This window comes from Streptomyces venezuelae ATCC 10712, assembly GCF_008639165.1.
GTDB lineage: Bacteria > Actinomycetota > Actinomycetes > Streptomycetales > Streptomycetaceae > Streptomyces > Streptomyces venezuelae.
Genome location: NZ_CP029197.1, coordinates 37,658 through 63,544 on the forward strand (window position 1 = coordinate 37,658; position 25,887 = coordinate 63,544).

Annotated in this window: 24 protein-coding genes and 1 pseudogene; 11 read left to right on the forward strand and 14 right to left on the reverse strand. The window is 72.6% G+C overall.

Going from position 1 to position 25,887, the window contains the following annotated elements; translation table 11 throughout:
• Positions 1-101: 101 nt before the first annotated feature.
• Both DEJ43_RS00170 and DEJ43_RS00175 read left to right on the forward strand, forming a co-directional pair.
• Positions 102-842 (forward strand): VOC family protein, encoded by a 741-nt coding sequence (locus DEJ43_RS00170; protein ID WP_041661893.1) that lies wholly within the window; start codon positions 102-104, stop codon positions 840-842.
• A gap of 164 nt (positions 843-1,006) precedes the next feature.
• Positions 1,007-2,764 carry an NlpC/P60 family protein gene (locus DEJ43_RS00175; RefSeq protein ID WP_041663357.1) on the forward strand — a complete coding sequence of 586 codons (1,758 nt, stop codon included), beginning with the start codon at positions 1,007-1,009 and terminating at the stop codon, positions 2,762-2,764.
• Between the two features lie 100 nt (positions 2,765-2,864).
• Here the strand turns inward: DEJ43_RS00175 and DEJ43_RS00180 are convergent, their stop codons facing one another.
• The 4 genes and pseudogenes from DEJ43_RS00180 to DEJ43_RS00195 all read right to left on the reverse strand — a co-directional run bounded on the left by DEJ43_RS00180 (position 2,865) and on the right by DEJ43_RS00195 (position 6,681).
• The gene (locus DEJ43_RS00180) at positions 2,865-3,467 is read right to left on the reverse strand and encodes a TIGR03086 family metal-binding protein (protein ID WP_015031251.1); all 603 of its coding nucleotides are present in this window, start codon (positions 3,465-3,467) and stop codon (positions 2,865-2,867) included.
• A 116-nt stretch (positions 3,468-3,583) separates the two neighbouring features.
• Positions 3,584-4,105 (reverse strand): annotated as a pseudogene (locus DEJ43_RS00185) (carotenoid oxygenase family protein); the annotation flags it as partial.
• Positions 4,075-5,418, reverse strand: coding sequence for an MFS transporter (locus DEJ43_RS37915; protein ID WP_015031253.1), 1,344 nt, complete (start codon positions 5,416-5,418; stop codon positions 4,075-4,077). The pseudogene DEJ43_RS00185 and the gene DEJ43_RS37915, both read right to left, overlap by 31 nt.
• Before the next feature lie 81 nt (positions 5,419-5,499).
• Positions 5,500-6,681, reverse strand: a complete 1,182-nt coding sequence (locus DEJ43_RS00195; protein ID WP_015031254.1) for a C45 family autoproteolytic acyltransferase/hydrolase — start codon at positions 6,679-6,681, stop codon at positions 5,500-5,502.
• Between the two features lie 130 nt (positions 6,682-6,811).
• Between DEJ43_RS00195 and DEJ43_RS00200 the strand changes: the two genes are divergently transcribed.
• Complete coding sequence (locus DEJ43_RS00200) at positions 6,812-7,825, forward strand: LacI family DNA-binding transcriptional regulator (RefSeq protein ID WP_041661895.1); 1,014 nt, start codon at positions 6,812-6,814, stop codon at positions 7,823-7,825.
• Positions 7,826-7,860: 35 nt separating this feature from the next.
• On the opposite strand, the gene DEJ43_RS00205 is transcribed toward DEJ43_RS00200, so the two are convergent.
• Both DEJ43_RS00205 and DEJ43_RS00210 read right to left on the reverse strand, forming a co-directional pair.
• The gene (locus DEJ43_RS00205) at positions 7,861-8,388 is read right to left on the reverse strand and encodes a ferredoxin family protein (protein WP_015031256.1); all 528 of its coding nucleotides are present in this window, start codon (positions 8,386-8,388) and stop codon (positions 7,861-7,863) included.
• Positions 8,389-8,401: 13 nt separating this feature from the next.
• A complete protein-coding gene (locus DEJ43_RS00210) occupies positions 8,402-9,460 on the reverse strand; it encodes a phosphotransferase (RefSeq protein ID WP_041663363.1) in 1,059 nt (352 codons plus the stop codon).
• A gap of 160 nt (positions 9,461-9,620) precedes the next feature.
• On the opposite strand from DEJ43_RS00210, the gene DEJ43_RS00215 reads away from it, so the two are divergent.
• The 6 genes from DEJ43_RS00215 to DEJ43_RS00240 all read left to right on the forward strand — a co-directional run bounded on the left by DEJ43_RS00215 (position 9,621) and on the right by DEJ43_RS00240 (position 16,976).
• On the forward strand, positions 9,621-9,992 hold the full coding sequence (locus tag DEJ43_RS00215; protein ID WP_015031258.1) for a MerR family transcriptional regulator: 372 nt from the start codon (positions 9,621-9,623) through the stop codon (positions 9,990-9,992).
• 49 nt (positions 9,993-10,041) lie between these two features.
• Entirely contained in the window at positions 10,042-11,055 is a 1,014-nt protein-coding gene (locus DEJ43_RS00220; protein ID WP_015031259.1) for a zinc-binding dehydrogenase, read from the forward strand.
• A gap of 209 nt (positions 11,056-11,264) precedes the next feature.
• Positions 11,265-14,075 (forward strand): hypothetical protein, encoded by a 2,811-nt coding sequence (locus DEJ43_RS00225; protein WP_015031260.1) that lies wholly within the window; start codon positions 11,265-11,267, stop codon positions 14,073-14,075.
• Positions 14,076-14,384: 309 nt separating this feature from the next.
• Positions 14,385-14,663, forward strand: a complete 279-nt coding sequence (locus DEJ43_RS00230; protein ID WP_015031262.1) for a hypothetical protein — start codon at positions 14,385-14,387, stop codon at positions 14,661-14,663.
• A complete protein-coding gene (locus tag DEJ43_RS00235; protein WP_015031263.1) occupies positions 14,656-15,708 on the forward strand; it encodes a polyprenyl synthetase family protein in 1,053 nt (350 codons plus the stop codon). Before DEJ43_RS00230 ends, DEJ43_RS00235 begins: the two co-directional genes overlap by 8 nt.
• A gap of 101 nt (positions 15,709-15,809) precedes the next feature.
• Positions 15,810-16,976 (forward strand): oxygenase MpaB family protein, encoded by a 1,167-nt coding sequence (locus tag DEJ43_RS00240; protein ID WP_015031264.1) that lies wholly within the window; start codon positions 15,810-15,812, stop codon positions 16,974-16,976.
• A gap of 44 nt (positions 16,977-17,020) precedes the next feature.
• Here the strand turns inward: DEJ43_RS00240 and DEJ43_RS00245 are convergent, their stop codons facing one another.
• From DEJ43_RS00245 to DEJ43_RS00275, 7 genes are all read right to left on the reverse strand, one after another.
• The gene (locus DEJ43_RS00245) at positions 17,021-17,950 is read right to left on the reverse strand and encodes an ABC transporter permease (RefSeq protein ID WP_015031265.1); all 930 of its coding nucleotides are present in this window, start codon (positions 17,948-17,950) and stop codon (positions 17,021-17,023) included.
• Complete coding sequence (locus tag DEJ43_RS00250; RefSeq protein ID WP_015031267.1) at positions 17,947-18,855, reverse strand: ABC transporter ATP-binding protein; 909 nt, start codon at positions 18,853-18,855, stop codon at positions 17,947-17,949. The genes DEJ43_RS00245 and DEJ43_RS00250 overlap by 4 nt, the downstream gene beginning before the upstream one ends.
• 201 nt (positions 18,856-19,056) lie before the next feature.
• Positions 19,057-19,260, reverse strand: coding sequence for a cold-shock protein (locus tag DEJ43_RS00255; RefSeq protein ID WP_015031268.1), 204 nt, complete (start codon positions 19,258-19,260; stop codon positions 19,057-19,059).
• A 132-nt stretch (positions 19,261-19,392) separates the two neighbouring features.
• A complete protein-coding gene (locus DEJ43_RS00260; protein WP_015031269.1) occupies positions 19,393-20,325 on the reverse strand; it encodes an SCO0930 family lipoprotein in 933 nt (310 codons plus the stop codon).
• 205 nt (positions 20,326-20,530) lie between these two features.
• Entirely contained in the window at positions 20,531-21,274 is a 744-nt protein-coding gene (locus DEJ43_RS00265) for a zf-HC2 domain-containing protein (protein WP_015031270.1), read from the reverse strand.
• Positions 21,271-21,849, reverse strand: a complete 579-nt coding sequence (locus tag DEJ43_RS00270; protein WP_015031271.1) for a sigma-70 family RNA polymerase sigma factor — start codon at positions 21,847-21,849, stop codon at positions 21,271-21,273. Before DEJ43_RS00270 ends, DEJ43_RS00265 begins: the two co-directional genes overlap by 4 nt.
• A 108-nt stretch (positions 21,850-21,957) precedes the next feature.
• Positions 21,958-22,968 carry a DUF1996 domain-containing protein gene (locus DEJ43_RS00275; RefSeq protein ID WP_015031272.1) on the reverse strand — a complete coding sequence of 337 codons (1,011 nt, stop codon included), beginning with the start codon at positions 22,966-22,968 and terminating at the stop codon, positions 21,958-21,960.
• A 284-nt stretch (positions 22,969-23,252) separates the two neighbouring features.
• On the opposite strand from DEJ43_RS00275, the gene DEJ43_RS00280 reads away from it, so the two are divergent.
• Positions 23,253-24,452, forward strand: a complete 1,200-nt coding sequence (locus DEJ43_RS00280) for a S8 family peptidase (RefSeq protein ID WP_015031273.1) — start codon at positions 23,253-23,255, stop codon at positions 24,450-24,452.
• A gap of 86 nt (positions 24,453-24,538) precedes the next feature.
• Positions 24,539-25,366, forward strand: coding sequence for a YqjF family protein (locus DEJ43_RS00285; RefSeq protein ID WP_015031274.1), 828 nt, complete (start codon positions 24,539-24,541; stop codon positions 25,364-25,366).
• On the opposite strand, the gene DEJ43_RS00290 is transcribed toward DEJ43_RS00285, so the two are convergent.
• A complete protein-coding gene (locus DEJ43_RS00290; protein WP_015031275.1) occupies positions 25,329-25,787 on the reverse strand; it encodes an SRPBCC family protein in 459 nt (152 codons plus the stop codon). The genes DEJ43_RS00285 and DEJ43_RS00290 overlap by 38 nt on opposite strands.
• Positions 25,788-25,887 lie beyond the last annotated feature (100 nt).

Sequence of the window (25,887 nt, forward strand, 5' to 3'; positions counted from 1 at the left end):
GACGGCACCTCGGTGCCGGTCCCGATGCCGGTGCCGGTGCCGGTGTCGGTCCCGGTGCCGGTGCCGGTGTCGGTCCCGCGCGGGTGCATAGGATCGTCGGCATGGCACTGCGACCTGTTCAGGTGAACATCAAGGCTCTTGACCCTGCGGCGGTCGGGCGGTTCTGGGCCGAGGCGCTCGGGTGGAGTGCGTACAGCCCCGGGGTGACCACGTATGTCGGGCCCCGTGGCGGACTCGTGTGGCCGGATCCCGTCGGGCTCGGGATCGACGTCGTTCCCGTCCCGGAACCCAAGACGGCGGTGAAGAACCGGGTGCACATCGACCTGGCCACCACCTCCGCCGACCATCAGGAGCAGGTGGTCGCGCGCCTCCTCGCACTCGGCGCCACGCACGCTCACGTGGGGCAGGGTGAGGTGCCGTGGACGGTGCTCGCCGACCCGGAGGGCAACGAGTTCTGTGTGCTGGAGCCCCGGGAGGTGTACCGGGACACCGGCCCGATCGCCGCCGTGGTCGTCGACTGCGCGGACCCGCGGGCCATGGCACGGTTCTGGGGTGAGGCGGTGGACTGGGCCGTGCACACCGTGACCGACGATCAGGCGGTGCTGCGCGACGCCAAGGGGGTCGGCCCCTACATCGAGTTCCTGCGGACGCCTGACGTGAAGACCGTGCCGGACCGCGTCCACCTCGACCTGCTGCCGTACCCCGGTGACGACAAGGAAGCGGAGGTTCGACGCGTGAGGGGCCTCGGCGCCGCCTCCCTCGACCTCGGACAGGGCGATGTCCCGTGGACGTGTCTGACCGATCCGGAAGGTCACGAGTTCTGCGTCCTCTCCCTGGACTGACTCGGGGCCGGGGCCTGGGGGCACCGTCCACATGCCCCAAGGGCTCGATGGTCCATCAACCACGCAAGGTCCCCGTATCGGGATCTCTTTCGCAGGTGGGGCGAGAAGGTGCGTTGACCAGGGGTGATGTGTCCGTGCTGTAAGGCGCTTCGGATCATGTGCTCATGTATCGCACCTCTCGGCGCAGTCTGCTCGCCGTTTTCGCTGCTTCCGCCGCCACCGTTCCGCTGAGCGGTCTCGCCGCCGGTTCCGCCCAGGCCGTCGCCGTTCCCGCTCCCGTCGAGCCCTTCGCCGGGCCCGCGGGCCTGGGATCGGCTCGTTCCGCGGTGACGCTGCCGCCGCTCAACGCGGCCTACTTCGCCCCCGTGGCCCTCGCCAGCCCGCTCACCGCCACCGTGCTTCCCGGGACACCCGCGCGTACCGAGGTCACCTCCGGCGGCGCACGCGTCGCCCTGCTGACCCATGGTGCGCGGACCGTCGTCCTCCCCGGTCCGACGCGGACGTTCACCGAGAACAAGAAGCCGTTCGTCGACGACTTCCAGCGCACACTGCCCGACATGACGCTGCCGGTCGCCGACCGGGCGTACTGGGGCACCTCCCCCGGTGGCGGCAGCTGGTCCACCGTCGGGCCCGTGGACACCGACTACTCCGTCGTGCCCGGTGCCGGTGCCATCACCCTCACCACCGACTTCGCCAGCCGCCACGCGACCTTGCGCGACGACGAGATCACCGACGTCGACGTGCGCTCCGTGGCCCGGTTCGACAAGGTGCCCACCGGGCAGGCCTGCTCGTACGCGCTGTCCTTCGGCTACCAGGACCCGCACAACAACTACCGTGCCCGGCTGTCCTTCCTCACCTCCGGCGCGGTCGAGCTGCGCGTCGAGAAGGAGGTCAACGACGCGGTCAGCCAGCTGACCACGGCCCTCACCCTCGCCACGGGCGTGCCCGCCGGCACCGACTGGACCATCCGCGTGCGCCGTGAGGGCACCCGGATCCAGGTCAAGGCGTGGCGCTCGGCCACCGCCGAACCCTCCGCCTGGGCCGTGGACGTCGCCGACCCCACGTTCGGCCCGGGCCGGGTCGGCCTGCGCGCGCTCGCCAACGATGGCTGCACCAACCTCCCCGTCAAGCTGCTCGTCAGCCGTTTCGAGGTGGACGCCGCCAACTGGGCCAAGCCGCCGAGCGTCACGCACGGCGACTGGGTGCGGGTGCTCCCCGAGCCCTTCGACGGCACCTGGACCCCCGCGCTGGAGCAGATCATCCGGGGCTGGGCCGGTTCCACCGCGCCGGACGTCCTCGCGTACGCGGCGATGTTCCTCGCCGGCGCGCCGACCGTCACCAGCGGCTCGGGACCGGCCAAGGACAAGCAGGTCCTGGGCGAGTCCGGGTACGGCTACCTGGACCCGCAGGGCTACCGCTACGAGGGCGCCGACTTCCACGAGTACATGAACGTCGGCTGGACCTTCCCCGACGGCGCCTACACCGGGCCGTCCAGCAAGCAGGTCGGCAACCTCGACTGCTCCGGGTACACGCGGATGGTGTACGGCTACCACATGGGCGTTCCGATGGCCGCGGGCGCCGACACGTCGAAGACCCGCATCCCGCGCGCCTCGCGGCACATGGTCGACTACGCGCCCGGCGTGCGCGTCGACCGGACCGCCGACGGGACGACCCCGCCCACCGCGGCGCTGCTGCAGCCCGGCGACCTGGTGCTCTTCAACGCGGACTCCGGCGACGACAAGCCGACCGCCACGATCGACCACGTCGGCATCTACCTGGGCCGGGACGCGGGCGGCCAGCGTCGCTTCCTCTCCAGCCGCAAGACCGTCAACGGTCCCACGATGTCCGACCTGGGCGGCGCCTCGCTGCTCGACGGCGCCGGCACGTACGCGAAGAAGCTGCACACCGTGCACCGGATCTGATCCTCGTCCGCCGGATCTGAGGGGTCGTCCCCGGGCCCCGCCCGTGCCGCACCCACGTCGGTCGGGGCGGCAGGGGCGGGGACGGCGGGGGCGAGTCCGCTCACCCGCCCTTCGGCGGCGTCCAGTTCGGGTCGCGGCCGCTCAGGCCCACCGCGCGGTCCAGCAGCGGGGCGTCGGACGGGATCGGTACGACCGGTCCGAAGATGCCCCCGCCGCGGTCGTCCTCGGCGGCGGCCTCCAGGAGGAAGGCGTGGGCCGCGTCCAGCGCGGTCCGATCGGGGACGTACTCCTGGCCGGTGGCCCGGGCCAGGTCCCAGCCGTGGACCACCAGTTCGTCGACGGCGACCACCGCCGCGACCCCGCCGGGCAGGTCCACGCCGCCCGCCCGGGTCATTCCCGTCCAGGCCGCCGGCTCCCGCCAGGCGTCCGCCAGCTCGTCGAGGTGTACGGGCATCGTCGTCCGCCAGGCGGACGGGAGGGGCGGCACGACGGCGTCGGGTGCCGTGTCCGTCGTCGGGCCCAAGTCCTTGCGGGCCGCGTCACGGAAGGCCACGGTCAGATGGGCGAGATGGGCGAGCAGGCCACCGACCGTGTAGTCGGGGCAGGGCGTGCGGTCGTCGAGCCGTGCCTCTGGGACGCCCGCCACCAGCCGGGCCACGATCCGGGCCTGCGGGCCGAGGTCGAGAGTCTGCTCGTCAGTCATGTGCCACTCCTTGGCGGTCGGGGAAGGGACGACGGGGTGAACCGACGAAGGGGAGACCGGCGGCAGGGCCGGAACTCATCGGTCAGCGCCTCGGAGACGGCACCTGCCGGTGTCCCTCACCCCTCCCCCGTCGGAAGCCAGCAGCCGTGAAGGCCGAGCGGGACGCGGACGGGGATCCGGGCGCGGGCCACCGGGCCCGCCCCGGGGTCCTCGGCCGGGATCACCAGGAACCAGCTCGTGCCGTCGGTGCGGTCCGTGGCGAACGTCAGCCAGTAGCCGCGCTCCTCGGCGTCGCTGCCCGGCTCCGGTGCGAAGACCGGCTCGCCCACGGACAGGTTCCCGGCCTGCCAGACGGTCGTCGCTCCGGTCTCCGTGTCGTACCAGCGCACCGCGTCGTACTCGCCGGGCAGCAGGTCGGACCGTCCGGTCCCGGTGGCCAGCGCCGTATGGCGGTGGCGCCGGCCGATGCGGCGGTCGTCGACGCGGGGGAACTCCACCCGCGCGTCGTCGAGCACGGTGCGGGTCATGCTGCCCGCCACCGGGTCGATCCGTGCCCGTACCAGACCGCCGCGCGCCGGGTCCGCCCCGTCCTCGGCCGCGCCCACGGTCAGGCGGCTCCACTGCACGTAGTCGAGTATGTGCCCGCGACTGTGTCCGTCCCGAGGTGCGCCGTCGGCACGCGGAACGTCTCCCGCAGACCCCACGCGCAGAGCACAAGGACCAGCGCCGCCGCGCCCGAGTAGAGGCCGACGCCGACGGGGTCGTTGTCGTACGCGATGAACAGCGCCGTCGCGGCGGTCGCGGCCGTGCCGCCGCCCAGGGCCGCGCCCGTCTGGTACGTCGCCGATATCGACGAGTAGCGGGTGGCGGCCGAGAACTGCTCACCGAGGAAGGCAGGTATGCAGGCCTGGGGAGCCGCCATCAGCACGTTCACCAGCACGTAGGCGAGCGTCGCCAGGACGAGTACGTGCCCGTCCACCAGAGGGAAGTAGACGAAGAAGAACGCCGCGTAGGCGAGCGTGCCGATGATCACCACCGGCTTTCGCCCCCTCCTGTCCGAGAGCACCGCCATGGCCGGCACGGCGATCGTGAAAGCGACGGAGCCCGCGACCTGCAGGAGCAGCGACTCGGTGGAGGTGTAGCCGCGCTCCTCGGCGTACGTCACGGTGAAGATCGTGCCGATGTAGGCCAGCGTGTTGTAGCCGAAGGCCACGCCGATGGCCAGGAGCATCTGACGCGGGTGCCGCTTGACGGCCGCCAGGATCGGCACGCGGGGTGCCCGGTCGGTACGGCGCTCCTCGTGCGGCATCCGGCTGCGGGCCACGACGCCGACCAGGACGAGCAGTCCGCCCAGCCAGAACGGCACGCGCCACGCCCAGGCCTGGAGCGCCTCCTCCGGCAGCAGCGTGACCAGGGTGAACGCTCCCGTCCCGAAGAGGCTGCCGATGCCGATCCCGGCGCTGGTGAAACTGCCCCAGAGGCCACGGCGGTCCTCGGGTGCGTTCTCGATGCCGAAGAGGGAGGCGCCGCCCCACTCCCCGCCGGCCGCGAAACCCTGGACGAGACGGAGCGCGACCAGCATCACCGGCGCGGCGACGCCCACCGTGTCGTACGCGGGCAGGCAGCCGATCAGGAACGTGCTCCCGCCCATGATCAGCAGCGTGAGCACCAGCATGGCCTTACGGCCGATCCGGTCGCCGAAGTGGCCGATCACGATGCCGCCGAGCGGGCGGGCGACGAACCCGCTGCCGAACGCCGCGAAGGCCACCAGGGTGCCCACCGTGCGGTCGAAGCTCGGGAAGAAGACGGCGGGGAAGACGATCGCGGCGGCGAGGCCGTAAATGATGAAGTCGTAGAACTCCAGCGCCGTGCCGAAGCCGGAGATGAAGAACGTGCGTGCGGTGGTCGCCGGCGGGGCCTTTGGGCTGGGGCGGTGGTCGGTTTCCGTCATGGCCGATCCTTCTTGGTGGGGAGGGTGTGGGGGCGGTGGGGTGTGGGGCGGGTGGGAGTGGTGAGCGGGGTTCGCCGTGCGTCAGAAGCGGGCGAAGGCGCGCGTCGTCGCCTCGTACGGCGCGCCGGCGAGGTAGTCGAGCGCACAGCCGTTGACGTCGAGGCCGATCGTGAGCAGGGTTCCCCACTGCTGATGTGCCGGCTGGGCCTCGTCGGGGCGCATGCACACGACGGCGTCGGCGCCCGCCGCACCGCACAGGGCCTTCGCCCGCTCGCCGGGGTCGAGCCCCGGCATCGTGGCGCGTACCGCCTTCAGGTGCGCGAGGCGCTCCGCCGTCAGCGAGTCGGAGGGGCCCGCTTCCGCGGCGGCGAGTCCGGCGTCGAGGAAGTGGTTGGTGTGCAGGAGCCAGCCGTCCTCCCCCGCCGGGACCACCGCCAGGCCGGCGGGGGAAAGCTCAAGGCTCGCGGCCCGGGAGTCCGCCGTGACGACGGTCAGCGAGGTCGACGCGCTGACGCGGGCCGTCGAGGCGATCTCGACGGCCTGGTCGAGGGTGTCCGCCTCGTCGAGGATGCGGCGGGCGATCGCGTGCACGGGGACGCCGGCGGCGGGGAGGGGGTGGTGGGGCACGGCGTCTCTGCCGGTCGTCCTGGCCGTGGCGTCCGCGGCGTGCCTGGTGTCCGTCGCGTCCGTGGTGTTCGTGGTGCCCGTGGCGTACGTCGCGTCCGTCGCGTCCGTCGCGTGGAAGAGGATGTTGAAGTGCACGCCCAGGCCGGCGCTGTTCACGCCGATCTTGCCCGGCACGCCGAATTCGGTGAAGAGCTTCACCGTGCGGCCGGCGCGCGGCGTCAGCTCGTGCAGGAGCGCGTCCGGGACCAGGGAATCGTGCCAGTCCCAGGTCTGCATGGTCTGCGGCGGCATGCCCGGCGGCGCGAACACCGCGGTCGAGCACTCGCCCTTCCCGGGCGCCGGGCAGGCCGCGAGGATCTCCGTACGGGCGCCGACGGCGGCGACCTGCCAGCGTGCGACGCCTGACGCGTCGGCGCAGGCGTCCGACTCCTCGGCGAGGGCGGGCGCCCACGCCCGGAGCGCCTCATGGCTCCGTGTCGCGATCGCGCGCACCTGGGCCTCGGGGATGGCGAGGGTGGCGAAGTGCTCCAGGTAGAGCTCGGCGATACGGCTGACCTGGTCGCCGAACCGGGTGCCGAGGGCCGTGCCTCGTTCGCGGGGGTCGGTCGTCTGGGTCCTGAGGCTGTGCAGATTCACGCGTGTTCCTTCGGGGGTGGGGCAGGGCAGAGCGGGGTGGGGTGGTGTGGGGGTGCGGCGCGGATCAAGCTAGGAACGTAAAACGTTTTATGCAATGCTTGGCGCACAAAAGTGGAAGGAAGGCGGCGTCGTGGCACGGACGCGGGGCATCACGATCAGGGACGTGGCCCGGAAGGCGGGGGTCTCCATCACCGCCGTCTCGCACGCCCTCAACGGCAAGGGCACGCTCAGCGAGGCCACCCGCGAGCACATCCGGACCGTCGCGGACCAGATGGGGTACGAGGCCGATGCCCTGGCCCGGGGGCTGCGGCGCTCCACGATGGGGGCGGTCGGGCTCGTGCTCCGCTCGCTCGACGCGCTCGGCGACTACGCGCCGGCCGGCGTGGACGTGTTCGAGCGGTTCGTGGGCGCCGCGGCCTCGCAGGCGCTCGCCCGCAACCTGAGCCTGATGCTGGTGCCGGATCTGACGCGGAAGCCCGTACCGCCGCTCGCGTTCTCGCTCGACGGCTACATCGTCACCAACCCCCACGTCGACGACCCCGTCATCGCCCTCCTTGAGGACCGGAGCATCCCCTACGTGGCGTACGGCCGGCCGCCGGGCCGTCCCGAGTTCACGCACTGGGTCTCGGAGGACGACACCGCCTCCGCGCGCCAGATCCTGGGCCACCTGTGGGCCGGTGGGGCCCGCGACACCGTCCTGGTGCGGGGCACCGACCCGAACGCCTGGAACCTGGAGCACCAGGAGGTCTATGTGAGCTGGTGCTCCGAGCGGGGCGTCACACCACGGCTGTACGAACTGGCCGAGGGCGCGGGCGTCGACGGCGGCGTGGACCTCGCCGGACGGATCGCCGACGACGGTGTCCCGGACGCGGTCTTCTGCCTCACGGGCCGGCACGCGGCGGGCGTGCAGCGGGGCCTCATGGCGCGGGGTGTTCGGGTGCCCGAGGACACGATGGTGGTCGCCGGTTCCGACTCCGAGCACGCCCGCAACAGCCGGCCGGCCATCTCGGCCCTGGAGCTGAACCCGGTCGAGAGCTCGGCGGCCCTGCTGGACGTACTCCAGGACCTGATCGCGGGCCGGACTCCGACGTCACCCCGTCTCACGAAGGCCCGCTTCCGGGCGAGGGCGTCGACACGGCGGTAGGCGACGGTGGTCGCGGAGTGGTGGAGCAACAGCCGTCAGAGCTGCGGCAGTCGGTCGGCGAGGGTGGGAGAGCGCCGCTCCTCAAGCCAGAAGAGATAGACGCGGAGGTGGGCGGCCAGGTCGCCGTCGAGGTAACGGGCGTAGTTCAGGGCGGCTTCAGCCACACCCTGCCCCGCCTTCGCGTCGTCGGCCGCCCAATCGGGCCGCCGCTTCGCCAGGTACTCCGCGATTCGCCCTCGGTCGCGCCACCATTCCCGTACCGCGTCCGGCGTCCAGTGCGCGTCACCGTCGCAGCCGTAGCCGGAGAAGACCTCGGCCTCTGCCGCGTCGACCATCTGCTGCAGCTCCTGCGGTGTCCGGGGCTGCCGGTAGACGTATTCGGTGAGGTGGTCGGCCTCGTAGAGCACGAGCCCCGGGGCGTGGATGCGGCCCGTGCCGCAGTTGTCGGTGTCGGCTCCGTAGAACGGGCCGGGCACGTTGAGCCACTTCCGCTCCGACCACCGCCCCAGAAACGCCGCACGGGCATCGTCGAGCAGCGGCACGGGGTCGAAGTAGAGATCCACGGGGGCAATCCGCCTAGTACCAAGGGCGGGTATCGGGTGTGGGGAGGGGGCGTAGTTTGGGCCAGTTTTCGAGTAGGCGGTTGGCCATTGTGGAGCTGAGGTGGCCGACGGCGTGCAAGTGGTCGTGGTCGCGGGTCATGTCGGCTACCACACTCAGGCGGTGGACGAGTCGCTCACGGGCGGAGGCGTTGCCCCACGTGAAGTCCTCCGCGGGGACCCGGGCGAGTTGGTCGGCCGTCCCGCGGTGGGCACGCTCGACGAGTGCGTCGCCCTGGATGAGCCAGCCCGCGCACGCGTCGGCGAGGTCGCCCGGCACGTCCTTCCCGGTGAGGCCGCGCCAGGTGGCGCGGTAGACGTCCTCGACCTCCGCGAGCGGGGCCGCGGTGACCGACATGGCGCACCAGCAGGTGGGGAAGCCGATGCGGAAGTAGGCGAGTTCGATCAGGCCGTTGCCGAGCGAGGCCCGTTCGAAGTCGACGAAGCGGACGCCGTCGGCGCTCCGCAGGTCGTTGCCGGGGCAGGGGTCGCCGTGGAGGAGTGCGTGGTGCGGGGTGGGGTCCAGCCGGTCGAGGAGACCGGCGAGTTCATCGGGGACCGCGGGCGGCACGGGGACGTCGAGCGCTCCGGCCAGGGCGAGGAAGGACTCCGCGTCGCTGGCCGTGGGGCCCGAACTGCCCGGCAGTGCGCCCGCGTCGGCGGGGCCGGTCAGCGCGTGCAGCCGGGCGAGCGATTCGGCGTACCCCGGCATCCAGTCGTCCGTCCTGCCGAGGTCGTTCAGGTGCTCCAGGACCATGACCCGCGAGGACGGGTCCGTGGCGAGGACCGCGGGGGCCACGGCGGGCCGGGAGGCCCGCCCCGCCAGGCGCAGACCGGCGACCTCCCGGGCGAACCGGGTGTCCGCGTCGGCGGCCACGTCCCCGCCGTCGGTGATCTGCTTGACGATCACCAGGTGCCCGTCGGCGAGCCGTACCCGCCACACCCGCGACCGGGGACTGCTGTCCAGTAGTTCGGCCTGCTTGGGGGTGCCCACGCGGGAGCGCAGCGCTTCATTGAACGGAACACGGTTCGGCATGCCGATGAGCGTATCCGTCGTTTCGCACGTGAGAGCGAACGCCCCGTACATTCGGTCGTTTCCTGGTCAGCGGCTACGGCGTGGCGGCGGCCGGCGCCTCTGCGGGAGGACGCAGCCCCGTCCGGGAAGATCGTCGTGCGCCCGTGCGTTGCCCTTCGGTATGAAGATCGGCGAGGCGTCCCGGATCAGCGGTGTGAGTGCGCGGTCGTTACGGCATTACGAGGACGAGGGTTTGATCGTTCCCGGCCGGTGCGGCAACGGCTTCCGTGACTACTGTCAGTCCACCGTCGACCGGGTGCTTGTCATTCGCTCGCTGCTGGAGTCCGGGCTGCCGGTACGGCTGATCAGGGACGTCCTGCCCCAGCTCACCGATTCTGCCTCCGCGTCGGCTGCCGGTACGGAGTCGGTGTGCGCGGAGTTCCTGGACGAGGTGCGGAGCCATCGCGATCGTCTCGCCGCGCGCATCGCCGTCCTCAGCGCTCAGCAGGCGGCACTCGACGCGTACTTGCGGGACGCTCGCGGCGATCGTTGACGGCCGTCGCTTGACCTTGACGCAAGTGTGAGAGTTCTACGTTCGGCGCATGGACGTCAACGAGCAGAACAGCGCCGGACAGACCGTACGAGCCCTGGTCCAGCGGTCCCACCGCGGACCCGGGGACCTGACCCTCACGACCGACCGCCTCCGGCCCGGCCCGAGGTCCGGCGAGTACCTGGTCCGGGTGGGCGCCGCCGGGGTCAACTTCGCGGACGTGATGCAGACGCACGGAACGTACGGCGGCGGACCGCAGGCCCCCTACGTGGCGGGCTTCGAGGCCGCGGGCGAGATCGTGGGGGTCCACCCGGACGTCGAGGACCCGCTTCCCCTGGGCACGCGTGTCATCGGTGTCGGCCCCGGCGCCTTCGCGCAGTACATGACGATGCCGGCGGCCGGTGTGCTGCCCGTTCCCGCCGGGTGGAGCGATGCCGGGGCCCTCGGCATGGTGCTGAACTGGGCGACCGCCTTGGCGGCGCTGAAGCCGCTGGGCGAGATCCGGCCGGGTGACGTGGTGCTCGTCCATGCCGCCGCCGGAGGCGTGGGGCAGGCCGCGGTCCGCCTCGCCCGGCACTACGGTGCGCGGGTGATCGCCACGGCGTCACCGTCCAAGCACGCGATCGTCAAGGCGCTCGGCGCCGACGAGGTCCTGGACGGCCGGCGTCCCGATCTGGCCGCGGAGATCACCCGCCTGACGGGCGGCGTCGATCTGGTCCTGGAATCGGTGGGCCGGGCCACGTTCGACGTGAGCCGGGTGGTGACCAAGCCGTTCACCGGGCGCGTCGTCGTCTTCGGCGCCGCGTCTGGCGACGCGACCCTGACGACCCACGACCTCGTCTTCACCCACCAGGTCCAGGTGAAGGGCCTGCACATCGGCGCGCTGGCGGTCGCGGCCCCGGACCTCTACCGGTGGGTGCTCGTCGAGCTCGAAGCCCTCATCGCCGCAGGCGTGTATCAGCCTGGCACGCCTGAGGTGCACCCCCTGGCCGAGGGTCCGGCAGTGCTGCGGCGGCTCGAAGCCGGTCTCACGAGCGGCAAGCACGCGCTCGATCCATGGCGATAGGGGCGTGAGGGAAGGGGGCTTCTCTCGTTTCTCCTCCTGTTCCCGTGCCATCAGGCAACCCCCGCCCCTTCGTTGGCATCTCCCGGGGCGAGAGGGGTCCAAGGAACGGCGGAGGAATCAGGGAACAGGCCGGGAGGTCGACGTTCCTGAGAGCGCTTCCTCGCGCGCTCCTCGGTGCCCCTGCGAGACCGATCGTGAGGAAGAACGCTTTGATACGTGTCACACGCGGCGTGGCCATCGCCGCGGCGTTACTCGCCCTGGCGGCGGTGTCACCGGGGGCCGCGTACGCGCAGCCTTCGCCCGGTGCTCCGTCGACCACCGCCCCCGCCCGGTTCGGGAACCTGGAGCTCCCCGAGGGCTGGCAGATCATCGGAACCGGGACGGGCAGGCAGCTGGTCTGGACGGCGTCCGAACCCGTCCGCATGGGTGACGCCCGAGTCGAGTTCCATGCGGGCGACCGGCTGCTCGGGCGGCCGGTGGCCCAACGGGACGGTCGTTCCTTCCGGTTGCCGCTCGGGGACGCGCGGGTCGGGTCCGCGCTCGTCGAGGGCGTGCAGCTGCGCGTGACGGCCGGTGGGCGTCGGCTGGACGAGGGCGGGCCCGCGCGTTCCGCGCGTGTCCGGCCGCTCGCCCCGGTCGCCGTGCCCGAGGCCCCGCTCCCCGCGAACCCGGTGGATCCCGGAAAGCTGGGTCGCTACCGGACCGTGAGCGGCGAGTACGACCTCACGTCGGTGCGGCTGCCCGGGTTCCCGGAGCCGGTCGAGATGCGCGCCACCGTGGTGGGACCGGCCGACGCTCCGGGGAAGCGGCCCGTGGCTCTCTTCCTGCACGGCCGCCACGGGACCTGCTACACCCCGGGCAGCGAGCAGGAGACCGGTGACTGGCCCTGCGCCGCGGGCTCCCTGCCGATACCGAGCCACCAGGGGTACCTGCGGGCGCAGCGGCTGCTCGCCTCCCAGGGCTACGTGACCCTGTCCATATCCGCCAACGGCATCAACGGACAGGACCACTTCGCCGAGGACGGCGGCGCCCAGGCCCGCTCGTCACTCATACGCCAGCACCTGGCCCGCTGGGCCGACTGGTCCGCCCACCGCGCCTCCGCCCCCGCCGCCGTGCGCCAGGCCTCGGCCGCGGACCTCTCGCGCGTGCTCCTTGTCGGCCACTCCCGGGGCGGCGAGGGCGTCAACCGGGCCGCGCTCGACAGCGTCACTCCGCCGCCCGCCGACCAGGACGGCTACCGGGGCCCCGTACGGTGGAAGATCCGCGGCACCGTGCCCATCGGCCCCACGATCTTCGGCAACAACCCCGCTCCGGACGTTCCGTCCATGACGATCCTGCCCGGCTGCGACGGCGACGTGTCCGACCTCCAGGGCCAGAACTTCGTCGACGGCACACGGGGCGTCAGCCGCGGTGCCGCGCTGCACAGCGCGGTCTACGTGATCGGCGCCAACCACAACTTCTTCAACAGCGAGTGGACCCCGGGCCAGGCCAAGGCGCCCGCCTTCGACGACTTCTGGACCGACGAGACGCCCGACCCGGTCTGCTCCCCCGGTACGGCGACCCGCCTCACCGCCGATCAGCAGCAGGCCGCGGGAGCCACGTACATCGCGGCGGCGGCCCGGCTGTTCGTCGACGGTGACGACCGGGTGCGTCCGCTCCTGGACGGCACCGGCCGCCGTGCGCCGTCCGCCGACCCGGCGCGGGTGCTCACCCACGCCGTCGGCGCGCACCGGGCCCCGGCGTTCCTGCCGGGCCCGTCGGTCACCGTGTCCGGTGGCGGCCGGCTGTGCGCTCAGGTCGACCCGGACGCGGCCCGTTCCTGCCTGTCTCCCGAGGCGGGCGGCGCCTCGCCGCACTTCGCGGCGTGGGAGACCGCTGCCGAGCCGGGCCGCGACGCCGTGGCGCTGGAGTGGTCGAGCCCGGGAACGCCCGTCACGGTGCGCTCCCCGCGCCCGGTCCCGCTGGCGGGCTCCGACGCGCTGGCGCTGCGGCTGATCGTCCCGCCCAACACCACGGGCACCGAGTTCGACGTGGCGGTGACCGACGCCTCGGGCCGCCGCGCACCGCTCGGACGGGTACGGGTCGACGGACTTCCCGGCACGGAGCGGACCGCCTCCTACTGGGCCCGTGAGGTCCGAGTGCCGCTGACCGCCGCCGCCCGGGCGGCCGGGCTGGACCTGAAGCGGATCGTGGGACTCGAACTGATCCCGCGCGCCGGGGCCGGCCGCGCGTGGCTGATGGACGCGTGGGGCTGGCGCCCCGGCATGCCGGTGGTACGCCAGGAGCCGCTGGCGCGGGTCGACGTCGGCCGTCTGCAGGTCTCGGAGGGCGACTCCGGTGTCCGGACGTACCGCGTGCCGGTCCGGGTGACGGGTCAGGGCAGCGGTCAGATCCGCCTGTTCGTGCCCCGGCCGGGCTCGGACGAGGTCACGTCCCGCACGGTGACCGTGCGGCCCGGGCGCCATGACATCGACCTGCCGGTCGAGGTGCGGGGCAACACCCGCTTCGGTGACGACGTGCGACACGACGTGTTCGTCAAGGCGGTGCGCGGCACCGCGGTCGGCGCGCACCGGGGTGGCGTGACGGTGCTCAACGACGATCCGATGCCCAAGATCAGCGTGACGCCCGTCGCGGACGACGTGACCGAGGGCGGGACGCTGACCTGGCGGGTGACGCTGTCCGAGGTCGCCGACGCCGACGTCATGGGCTGGGTGTCCTTCGTGCCGCCGGCCGCTGGCACGGAGCTGTCCACGGCTGACGTGGACCGGGCATGGCTCCAGGAGCACCTCGGCGAGGTGCCTGCCGAGCCCACGCCGCTCTCCGGGATCGCGTTCGGCGGCCTGAACCTCGGTGCCACCGTGCCTGCCGGGTCGACGAGTACGGAGGTGACCGTGCCCACGGTCAAGGACGGCATCAGCGAGCCGACGGAGTCGCTGCGGGCCCGGCTGACCACGTATGACGGCGCCTGGGAGCCGATCCCGGGGCCGGAGTTCACCGGGACGGTGCGGGACGCCTCGTAGTCTCGGGGTCTCCCGCGTCGCGGCTGACGTGCCGTGATGTGAGGTGAGGTGAGGGCGGGCGTCGATTCCTTCGCGGGGCCGGTGCCCGCCCTTCTCGTGCGCACCGTCCCTCGCTGCTCAGCCCCTGGTCCGTACGCGTCTCCTGATCCGTACGCGTCTCCTGATCCGTACGCGTCTCCTGGTCCGTACACGTCATCGGCATGATCACTCGTTCGTGAGTTCCTCCGCTCCGCCGCGCCGTCCGCCGCCAAGCTGACGGTGGTGGCGCGTGACCGGCGTCCGGCCGGTGCGGAGCGAAGGGGTGAGGACATGACAGGGGACGCTGAGCGTCGCAGGGGTCCGGGTGAGCAGGCGGTACTGCTCGTGGCCGGGCTCGCCGACGTGGCAGTGGGGACCTTGGGGTCCGCGCTCGGGGTCGTACGGGGGCTGGCGCGGCGCTCGGACACCGTGGAGCTGGTGGCGGAGGCCGAGCGGGACCTGACGGCGCGTGGGCGCCTCGTCCTGGACCGTTACGCCTCCGCTCCCCCGGCGCATCTGGAGTTGCTCGCCCGGCGCGCCCTGGCCGAGCGGGGGAACGAGGGTGGCTGAGCGGTGGGAGGCGGCCGCCTTCAAGGCCCGCGTCGACGAGGTGCTGCACCGGTTCGTCGCCGACGAGGCCGATCTGCTGGCGGCGGTCGATCCGGCGCTCGCGCCGGTGGCCGAGCGGCTGGAGGAGGCGGTCGCGGTCGGCAAACGGCTGCGGGCGGCGTTCTGTTACTGGGGCTGGCGCGCGACCCGGCAGCCCGACAGCGACGCGCTGCTGCGGGCCGCCGCGTCCATGGAACTGGTGCACGCGGCGGCGGTCGTGCACGACGACCTCATCGACGACAGTCCGCTGCGGCACGGCCGCCCCACCGCTCACGTCGCGCTCGGCGCGGCCGTACGCCACCATCCGCGGGCCGCGGACGCCGCCCGCTCGCTGGCGATGCTCGTCGGGGACCTTCTCATGTCGCTGGCCGGGCAGTTGTTCGCGACGAGCGGCCTGCCCGCCGCCTATCTCGGCCGGGCCCGCCCGCTGTGGGCGGCGCTGGCCCGCGATCTGATCGCCGGTGAGTGCCTGGAGATCCTCCACACCGGGGGCGCCCCGGACACGGCGGCGTCACTGAAGGTGATCCGCTACAAGACGGCCAAGTACACCGTCGAGCAGCCGCTGCTCATCGGCGGCGCACTGGCCGGCGCCGGCGAGCGCCTGCGTGAGGGGTTCAGCGCCTACGGGCTGCCGCTCGGCGAGGCGTTCCAGCTGCGGGACGACCTGCTCGGGCTGTTCGGCGACCCGCACCGGACCGGCAAGGCCAACGCCGACGACGTACGCGGCCATCGACCCACCGCCCTCCTCGCCGAGACCTGGCGCATCGCGGGGCCCGACGAGCGGGAGCGGCTCCGGGCGCTGCTGGGCCGGGACGATCTGGGCGAGGACGGTCTGGAGGACGTACGCGAGGTGATGCGCCGGCTCAAGGCGCCCGATCGGGTCGAGAGCATGATCGCCGCGCGGGTCCAGGAGGCGCTGGGCGCGCTGCACGAGCTGGACGTTCCCGTGCCCGCCGCCGGTGCGCTGACCGCGCTGGCGCACTCGGCCGCCGTCCGGTTGTCCTGAGCCGACGCGCCGCCCCGGCTCGCGCCGCGCCGATGGCCGTTCGCGCCGCCCCGGCTCGCATCGTCCCCGACCCGTCAACCTCATCCGCAAGGAGTCCTGCCGTGCCCCACGCCGACGCCTCGACCAACGCCCTCCGGCAGACCGGCGACGAGCTCGCCGACGCCACCGTCGCCGCCCTCTTCGAGCGCGGTGAGATGGGCAGCTTCAACACCCTCATGCGGTTCTTCTCCACCGCCGGAGCCCCTGTGCCGGACGGGCTGCCCGACGTCGCCAGGGAGTACCTGGAGGCCACGAGCGCGCCCCCGGCCTGGGTGGACTGGGAGGAGATGGAGCGGGCCCGGCTGTTCTTCATCGACAACAACGTGCACATCGCGACGGCGCTGTCCTTCGCGTCCATGCCCGCCTGCTACCTCGTCCCGCACGTGGCGAAGCTGCTCTCGGCGACCCACGGTCTGAACTACCCCTCGACGCGGATGGCGGCCACGGGCCAGTTCACCGTCTATCTGATGCGGCCCGACGCATTCGAGGCCGGCAGCCGGTTCCTTCCCGCCGCGCAGAAGGTCCGTCTGCTCCACGCGTCCATCCGTCACCACCTCACCCGGGAGAACCGCTGGGACGTGGCGGCCTCCGGGGTTCCGATCTGTCAGGAGGACATGATCGGCGGCCAGATGTTCTTCTCGCTGCTCGTCCTCGACAGCCTGCACCGCCTCGGCATCCACATGTCGCAGGAGGGGGCGGAGGCGTACTACTACGCCTGGCGCGTCGTCGGCGCCATGCTCGGCGTCGACCAGGAGACCGTGCCCAAGACGCTCGACGAGGCACGGCTGTTCCTCGACGACTACATGGTCCGGTTCATGGGACCCTCGCCGGAGGGCGTCCATCTGACCGGGCAGCTCATCCGGCTGTACGAGGACATCGTGCCGGGCACGCTCCTCGACCCGCTCGTCCCCGCCCTCGTCCGCTACCTGATCGGGGACACCTGCGCCGACTGGCTGGAGGTCACCAGCACCCCCTGGGACACCGTCGTGAAGGCCGTGCCCCACGTGCTGGGGGTCCTGGAGACGATCGAGGACCGGTCGCCCCTGGGTGCCTGGGCACTGGACCGGATCGGGCACCTGACGACGGTCTTCGAACTGTCCTCGCTGACCCGTGGACGTGTGATGCACTACGCCGTGCCCGAGGACCTCAGGAAGGAGTACGGGGTCCCCGACGCACCGTCCCGCACGCGCCGCTGGACCCCGCCGCCTCCCGCGACGCGCGTGACCTGAGCCCTTGCCGGCCCGACCGGGCAGGTCGGGCCCCCGGTCCCGGGTCACACGTCGCGGCGCCGCACTCCGACGATCGCCACCGCCGCCGCGGCCAGCATCCAGACCACGTACACCGTCCACGCCCCGCCGGTGGTCCAGGGGAAGTCGGTCGGGAGGGAGCGGAAGTCGACCAGCTTGAGCCAGGCCCGGTACGGCAGGGCGTGGCCGACCGTCGCCGACCAGTGGCGGCCGTCCGTCAGGACGACGGGAAGAACGAGGAGGACACCGACCGTCGTGATCATCGTGGCCGCGGTGTGGCGGACGACGGCGCCGAGGGCCATCCCGGCGAGCGCGCACACCGGGGCGAGCAGCGCGGAGGCGAGGACCACGCGCCCGGCGCCCGGATGGCCGAGCGGGACCCCGAGGTCCTTGCCGGCGAGGATCGCCTGGGTGAGGAAGAACGAACCTCCCGCGACGAGCGCCCCGAAGAGGGTCGCGAACGCCGCCACGACGACTGTCTTGGCCCCCATGACCGCACCTCGGGCGGGTACGGCCGCGAACGTCGTGCGGATGGTCCCCGTGCTGAACTCCCCCACGATCGCGAGCGCCCCGAGGGCTCCCAGGGCGAGCATCATGACCGTGGCCGCGTTTCCGTTGAAGGCCAGCTGGAGGGGAATGCCGTCGCGGATGAAGTCGGCCCGGTCCGCCGCGTCCTCCTCCGTCCAGTACTTGGCCGTGTCGTAGGCGGTGCCCACGTTGAAGGCGAGCACGGCCAGCGCGGCCGCGCCGTACGCGATCCAGGTCGACCGCAGCGAACGGAGCTTGACCCACTCGGAGAGGACGAGGTCGAGGAAGCGGGGGCGGGGGTCTGCGGCAGGGAGGGGCGACGGCAGCGTGCCGGTCGCGCTGGGCGAGTTGGTCGAGCCGGTCGTACTGCGGGTGCCGGGCGAGCTGAGGGTGCCGGGCGTGCCGGTCGCGCTGGGCGTGCGGTTCATCGGGATTCTCCTGCGGCGTACTGGACGCTGTCGGCGGTGAGCTGCATGAAGACGTCCTCCAGGGACGCCGTCCGGCCGGTGAGTCCGCGGAGCGGGATGCCGTGGGCCAGGGCGATCTCGCCGATCCGGTCCGGCGTCAGGCCGGTGACGCTGAGGTGCTCGCCTTCGCCGGCCACCGCCGCGCCCTCCGCCGTCAGGAAGGTGCGCAGGGCCGACGCTTCCCTGGCGGCCACCTCGACGCTCGGGCGGGTGCCTCGGGCGGAGAAGTCGGTGAGGCTCTCCGCCGCGATCAGTTCGCCGCGGCCGATGACGATCAGCTCGTCGGCGGTGTGCTCCATCTCGGACATCAGGTGGCTGGAGACGAACACCGTGCGGCCCTCGGCGGCGAGCCGGCGGAACAGCTCGCGCACCCACTTCACGCCCTCGGGGTCAAGGCCGTTGAGCGGCTCGTCGAACAGCAGCACCGGCGGGTCTCCGAGCAGGGCGGCCGCGATGCCGAGCCGCTGCTTCATGCCGAGCGAGAACCCGGCGATGCGGCGACCGGCGGCCTCGGCGAGGCCGACCTCCCGCAGCACCTCCGCGACCCGCCGACGCGGGATGCGGTTGGCGACGGCGAGCGCGGTGAGCTGGGCCGTCGCGCTGCGGCCGCCGTGCACGTCGTGCGCGTCGAGCAGGGCGCCGACGTGGCGCAGGCCGCGGGGCCGCTCGCGGAAGGGGCGGCCGTCCACGGTGACCCGCCCGCCGGTGGGCTCGTGGAGGCCGAGGATCATCCGCAGGGTCGTGCTCTTGCCCGCGCCGTTCGGTCCGAGGAAGCCGGTCACCCGGCCCGGTCGGACGGTGAAGGACAGGTCCTTGACGGCGGTCGTGCCACCGTATCGCTTGGTGAGCTCGCTGACTTCGATCACATGAACAAGGTGCCGTTCGGGCCCCGTTCGCGTCGTCCGACCAGCGCGGACAATCCTCCGGTCCGGGGGTCGACCGTGGTCGTACAGCCTCGGGTGACTCGCCTCCGCGACCCGGGGTCATGAACCGGAAACGCCCGCGGGCCGCCGGCATGGCAGCCGGCGGCCCGCGTGACGGTCGAGGTCGGCGAACCGGCCTGCGGCTCAGCCGCGGACGATGTTCTCCGCCTGGGGGCCCTTCTGGCCCTGCGTGATGTCGAAGGTCACGGCTTCGCCCTCGGTCAGCTCGCGGTACCCGTTGCCCTGGATGTTGGAGTAGTGGGCGAAGACGTCCGGGCCACCGCCGTCCTGGGCGATGAAGCCGAAGCCCTTCTCCGAGTTGAACCACTTCACGGTGCCGCTGGCCATGCTCGTCCTTCTGTCAGTCCGACGGCGGTCCGGGGGACCGCCGAGGCACCCTTCCGCAGGTGCCACATCGGTCCTCCCCCGCCACGACCGTCCCTACACCCGCCGATCGGATCTTGTGACATCGGCCCGGGGTCACTTCGCGAGCTTGCCGCCCGGGGTCACGGCGAACCACGTGCCGCCCACGCCCTGGCCACGGGTTTCGCCGGGGGTCTTGTCGCCCGTGAACCAGTACAGGGGCCAGCAGTCGAGGGTGAGCTGCTTCGTGCCGTCGGGGCGGGTGTAGCTGATCAGCTTCTTGGGGTCGATGCCCTTGACGTTCCTGAGGTCGACGAGCTGCGCGGGGCGCCACTTCTCCAGGCAGGCGCCCTCGCAGTGGGACTTCATCGGCCAGGCGGTGTCCTTGGTGAAGCGGTACAGGGTGCGGCCCTTGCCGTCGCGGATGATGTCGCCGAGCTTCGCGTCGTCGACCACCGAGAGGGCGGGGAGGGCTTCGCCGGCGGGCCGGGGGGCCTTGGTGCCGGCCTTCTTGCCGTCGGGGGTGACCGCGAACCAGGTGCCGCCCACGCCCTGGCCGTTCGTCTGGCCGGGCGCCGTGTCCTTGGCGAAGCGGTACACGGGCCAGCCGGCGATGGTCAGCTGCTCGGTGCCGTCGGCGCGCTTGACCGTGCCGAGCTTGGCGGCGTCGACGCCGCCGGGCTTGGTGCCGGAGGCGGGGACCGGGGGCCAGGCCTTCGCGCAATCGCCCTCGCAGGTGGTCATGGAGGGGTTGGCGGTGTCCTTGTCGAAGCGGTAGAGGGTGAAGCCGGCCGCGTCGGCGACGAGCGGGCCGAGCTTGGGGTCGTTCCGCACCGCCAGCGGTCCTGACGCGGTGGCGGCGGTCCCTCCGGCGGGGGCCGTGTCGTTCCCGTAGGCGCCGGTGCCGCTCGTGCCGTCGGCGGGGGCCGCCGACCGTGCCGGGGCCTGCTGCGGGGAGCCGGTCGTGGTGCCCTGCGTTCCGCAGGCCGTCGCTCCCAGCAGGAGGGCGGTCCCGGCCGCGGTGACGGTGAGCTTGCGCAGGTTCATCATGAGAACTCCTCTTATCCGGTACTTCATCGGTCTCTGTCGGCACCGGAAACACGAGGGCCGTTCGGGGCCGGTTCAACGGGTTCGGAGTTTTCTTTCGCGTTTCTCCGGTCCGCCCGTCCGTCTGCCCTGCCGCCGTGCGGCCGGACGCCCGATCGGCGCCGGCCGGGGCATCCCCGGCCGGCGCCGATCGAGCCGGACGCGCCTGCTACACCGGCCGCACCGGCACGGTGACGAAGGTCCTTCCCGCCTCGTTCTCGACGACGACCGCCCGGACGTTCCCCGGGTCGACCGCCGCCGAGCCGTCGAGCGAGGCGCCCTTGCCCTCGCCACCGCCCGGCGCCGCTCCCACGACCCAGCTTCCCGCGGTGGTCCGGGTGCCGTCGCGGCCGACGACGACGAGCGTGCAGCGCTCGCCGGGGGGCAGCCCCGTCACAGCCGCGTGGACGCGGACCCAGCCGGCGGCCGGGGTGACCCGTACGGTCATGCGGGCGCCGCTGGTGGTGTCGGTGGCGGAGGCCACCCGGGTGCCGGGGGGCGGGGTGGCGGGAGCCGTCGTGGTGGTCGGCTGCGGGGGCAGGGCGACCGTCGGGTCCGGGCCCGAGACGGCAGTGCCCGCCCAGAACACTCCGGCGAGCGCCGCGGCCGCCGCGAGGCCGATCAGGCCGCGGCTCCGGTTCCGGTTCCGGTTCCGGGCGGCGGTGCGCTCGCCGCGCATCTGGCGCAAGGTGCGCTGGAGGAGCAGGTCTCCGCCAGGCGGCGGGCCGTCGAGGAAGGCCTCCCGGGGCACTTCTCCGAGTGCCGTTTCCATGTCGCGCAGGGCGTCCGCCTCCTGCCGGCAGGCCGCGCAGTCGTTCATGTGCGCTGCCACGCGCCGGGTGTCGGCGTCGTCGAGGACGCCGAGGACGTACGGGCCGAGGAGTTCCTCCTCCTCGTGCTGCTGCCGGTTCATGCGACCACCTCCCTGAGTCCGGCGGGCTGCTGGGGCGCGCTCGGCCGGTTTCCTTCTCTGAACGTCTCGCGGAGCGCCTTCAGGGCGTAGTGCGAGCGGGACTTGACGGTGCCGGCCGGGATGCCGAGGCTGTCGGCGGCCTCCGCGACGCTCCGCTCGCGGTAGTACAGCTCGGTCAGCACGTCCCGGTGCTCGGGGGACAGCCGGTCGAGCGCGCCGAGGACGGTCATGGTGTCGACGACCGAGTCGGCGTGGTCGTTCTCGACGGGGGGTGTCGCGGGCGATTCCGCGACCTCGGCGGGCCGGGCGGCCTTGGCGCGGTAGCGGTCGGTGATGATGTTCCGGGCGACGGTGAGGAGCCAGCCGCGGACCGAGCCCTTTCCGTTGACGAGGGCGTCGGCGTGGCGCCAGGCCCTGATGAGGGTCTCCTGCACGACGTCCTCCGCGGTGGCGCGGTCGCCGGTGAGGCGGGTGGCGTACGCGAGGACGGCGTGGCCGTGTTCCTCGTACACCGCCCTGATGAGCGCTTCGTCGGTTGATCCCCGCCTGCTGCGGGGCCATCGTGGTCCGGCCATCCCATCCACTCCGTCTGCGGTGCCAGCGTCGTCGGCGCCGGTTGCGCCGTGCCCCACACGCGCCGCCTGCACCGTCGGTTCATGTGAGCCGGGTCACATGGAGCCGGGTCAGCAGTGGCGGCCCTCGTTGACGCAGGTGACGAGTCGCGCCATCCGCTCGTCCGTCATCACGTTGACGAACATGGCGTGGTCGGTCTTGGGGCTGTGGCGCTGTTCGGGGAAGGAGTCGAGGGCGATCGGCGCGTCGGCGGGGGGTGCGTCGTAGGAGAGGGTGATGCGGAGTTCGGGGACGGCGAAGGTGTTCTGGGGGCAGACGCCGTTGGGGGCGGGGAAGAGCAGGTGGGTGCGGCCGGGGGTGGCCGTGTCCAGGCCGTTCCAGCAGCTGGGGAAGACGAGCGTACGGGTGAGTCGGTCGCCCGCCGGGCAGCGTGGGTAGCGGGTGGTGGCGCGGTCGGGGAGGCTCGTACAGCTCCAGCGGGCCTTGACGCCTTCGTCGGTGCGGGCGGTGTACGCGACGGCGTCGCCGGTGAGGGCGCGCAGGAAGCGGGGCATGGGAACGACCTTGCCGGCCGGGTTTCCGTGGAAGCCGATGCGGACGTCGGCCGGGGTAAGGATGCGTCCGGTGTTGCCGTGGGCGGCGGCCTTCTCGTACGGCCGTGTCGCGGGCAGGTCGGGGCGGCGGAGGACCGGCCAGTAGTAGGTGGAGCGGTCGCCGCCGCGGCAGGTGGTGGGGGCGGCGGCGAGGCTCGCGTCGGTCGAGAAGGCGTCGGTGGAGCGGTTGCCGACGTAGGCGTGGGTGTGGTGGGCGCCGTTGCGGAGTCCGGGTGAGACGACGAGGTTGTCCTGGTTGTAGTGGGCTTCCTCGTTGCGCCCGCAGTCGACGGTGAAGGAGCCGGTGGAGGCGTCGGGTCCCGGGCGGACGGACGTCTGCGGGGCGGGCGGTGGTACGTCGTGGATGTCGACGAAGTCGCCGGGAGCGGGCGCCGCGGCGGGGGCGGGTGCGCCGGACCCGGGCTCGCGCGCGCTCCCTCCGCCGGTCACGCCGAGGACCGCGGCGGTCAGGGCGCCCCCCAGGACCAGGCAGAGCAGCGGAACGAGCGGTCGGTGTTCTCTCCCCATGGCGGTCACCGTCGCCGGTTCGTGGCGCCGGAGTCAACCGGGGATCAGCCGGGTGCCCGGCAGTCGGGCACTGCTGTTCGGCATGCGGTCGGAAACGTGACCGTTTCCCGGAGGAGTTGGCGGGATCGCGTGTGCGAGATGGAGGCGATGCGGAGATGGCTTTGAGAAACCTTGTTGAATAAGCCTTACTCCGGGTTCCCACTTGATTTGCTCCTGCCAACTCGCACAGGGTTCTCTCGAACGTTTGACGCCCCACACGTCAACACGAGGAGAGATCCACCTTCATGGCAACTCACAAGCGATCCCACGGACTTCGCAACGCGGCCATAGCCACAGGTACGGCTGCCGCTGTCGCCGCCGCGCTGTTCGCGGGCAATCTCGCCGGGGCGGCCGCCCCGGCGGAGGGCACCGTCCACGGGCTCGGCGCCCCGGGCGCCGTCTCCGGCAGCTTCGTCGTCATCCTCGACGCATCCGCGAACAAGGCCGACCTCGCGAAGAAGTACGGCGGCACCCTCGTCCGCTCCTACGGTTCCGAGGTCAACGGCTTCTCGGCCTCCGGCCTCTCCGTCGACGAGGCAAAGCGCCTCGCCGCCGACCCGGCGGTCGAAACCGTCGTGCAGAACAAGCGCTTCAGCATCAAGGAGACGCAGGAGCAGCCCCCGTCCTGGGGCCTGGACCGGATCGACCAGGCCGACACGGCAGGCGACCAGAAGTACACGTACCCCGACAAGGGCGGGGAGGGCGTGACCGCGTACGTCATCGACACCGGCGTCCGCATCTCGCACAAGGACTTCGGTGGCCGGGCGAGCCACGGCTTCGACGCCGTGGACAACGACAACACCGCCGACGACGGCAACGGCCACGGCACCCACGTGGCCGGCACCATCGCCGGCACCTCGCACGGGGTCGCCAAGAAGGCGAAGGTCGTGGCGGTGCGCGTCCTCGACGACAACGGCTCCGGCACCACCGAGCAGGTCGTGGCCGGCATCGACTGGGTGACCAAGAACCACTCCGGGCCCTCGGTCGCGAACATGAGCCTCGGCGGCGGCGTCGACGAGGCCCTCGACGCCGCGGTCCAGCGGGCCATCGCCTCCGGCGTGACGTTCGCGGTCGCGGCCGGGAACGAGTCCTCCGACGCCGGCCAGGGCTCGCCGTCCCGGGTGCCCGAGGCGCTGACGGTGGCGTCCAGCACCAAGGACGACCAGCAGTCGGACTTCTCGAACTTCGGCTCCGTGGTCGACCTGTACGCTCCGGGCTCCGAGATCACCTCGGCCTGGAACGACAGTGACACGGGCACCAAGACGATCTCCGGAACGTCCATGGCCAGCCCGCACGTGGCCGGTGCCGCGGCGCTCTACCTGGCGGCGAACCCGTCGGCGACCCCTGCCGACACGGCCGCCGCGCTGACCGGCGCGGCCACGCCGGACGCCATCAAGAACGCGTCCTCCGGCACCGCGAACAAGCTCCTCAAGGTCACTCCGTAACCGCAGGCGCAGTGCGAGATGTGGCCCCCCACACACCGTGGGGGGCCACCTCCTCGTGTCCGTACGGATTGCTGGATACTGCTGCGATGCCGCAGCCGCAGCCCGCCGTGCAGCCCGAACCGATATCGGCCGACCCGCCGCACCGCGCCGAGCGCACCCTGCTCACCCAGTCGTGGCTCGACCTCGCCTTCCTGCACTGGGCCATGGACCCCGCCGAGGTGGCCCCGCTGCTGCCCGCCGGGACCGTGCCCGACACGCTCGACGGGGTCACCTACGTCGGGCTCGTGGCCTTCCGGATGCATCGGGTCGGCTGGTTCCGGCTCCCCGGCATCCCCTATCTCGGCAGCTTTCCCGAGACGAACGTCCGGCTCTACTCGGTCGACGGGCACGGGCGCCGCGGCGTCGTCTTCCGCTCCCTGGACGCCTCCCGGCTCATCCCCGTGGCCGTCGGCCGGTGGGCGTTCCGCATCCCGTACGTCTGGTCGAGGATGAGCGTCCGCAGCGAGGGCTCCACCGTGACGTACACCAGCAGCCGGCGGTGGCCCGGCCCACGCGGGGCGCGCAGCGCGATCAGCGTGGAGGTCGGCGAGCGGGTGGCGGAGCCCACCGCGCTCGAACACTTCCTGACCGCGCGCTGGGGCATGCACAGCGCGTTCCTCGGGCGGCCGCTGTACCTCCCGAACACCCATCCGCGCTGGCCGCTGCACCGCGCGACGCTCCTCGACCTCGACGAGACGCTGCTCGCCGCGGCCGGTCTGGAGCGGCCGCTCGGGGCGCCCGTAAGCGTCCTGTACTCGCCGGGCGTCCCGGTCCGCTTCAGCGGGCCGCCCCGGCAGCCGTCCGTCGTAGGAGTGCCGCGCCCGCGCGGGGCAGGGGTCAGCGCGGTGGGATCGAGGTTTCGGCCGCTGCCTTGATCCGGGCGCCGAAGGCGTCGGCGTCCTTGCGGGCGGCGGAGACCGCGAGGCCGGCGAGGAGCTTGCCCAGGCCGTGGCCTTCGAGCACGTTGAAGATCCGGACCCGGGTGCGGCCGCCGGGGAGCGGTTCCAGGTCGTAGCCGCCTTCGCGGGCGGTGACGAGGTTCTTGGAGTCCTCGGCCCAGCGCAGCTTCAGGGGCGGTTCGAGGGCGGTGACGCGGATCGCCCGGCCGGTGGTCATGCCGGCGTCCTTGACGGTGCTGCGGAAAACGGTGCCCACGGCGGTCGGGCCGTCGGGGACCCGTTCGATCCTGAGGACCCGCGGGCTGAACTGCGGATCGTTGCGTCCGTCGGCCAGGTAGGCGAAGACGTCCTCGACCGGCCGGTCGACCTCGAACGTCGCTTCGAACTGTCCTGTCATCGGGCACCTCTGATCGGTCGTGCTGCGCCCCGCCCGCGTCGTGGCCGGCGCGGCGTTCGCCCGCGCGGCACCGCCGCCACCTGCGGAGCGGCATCACGAC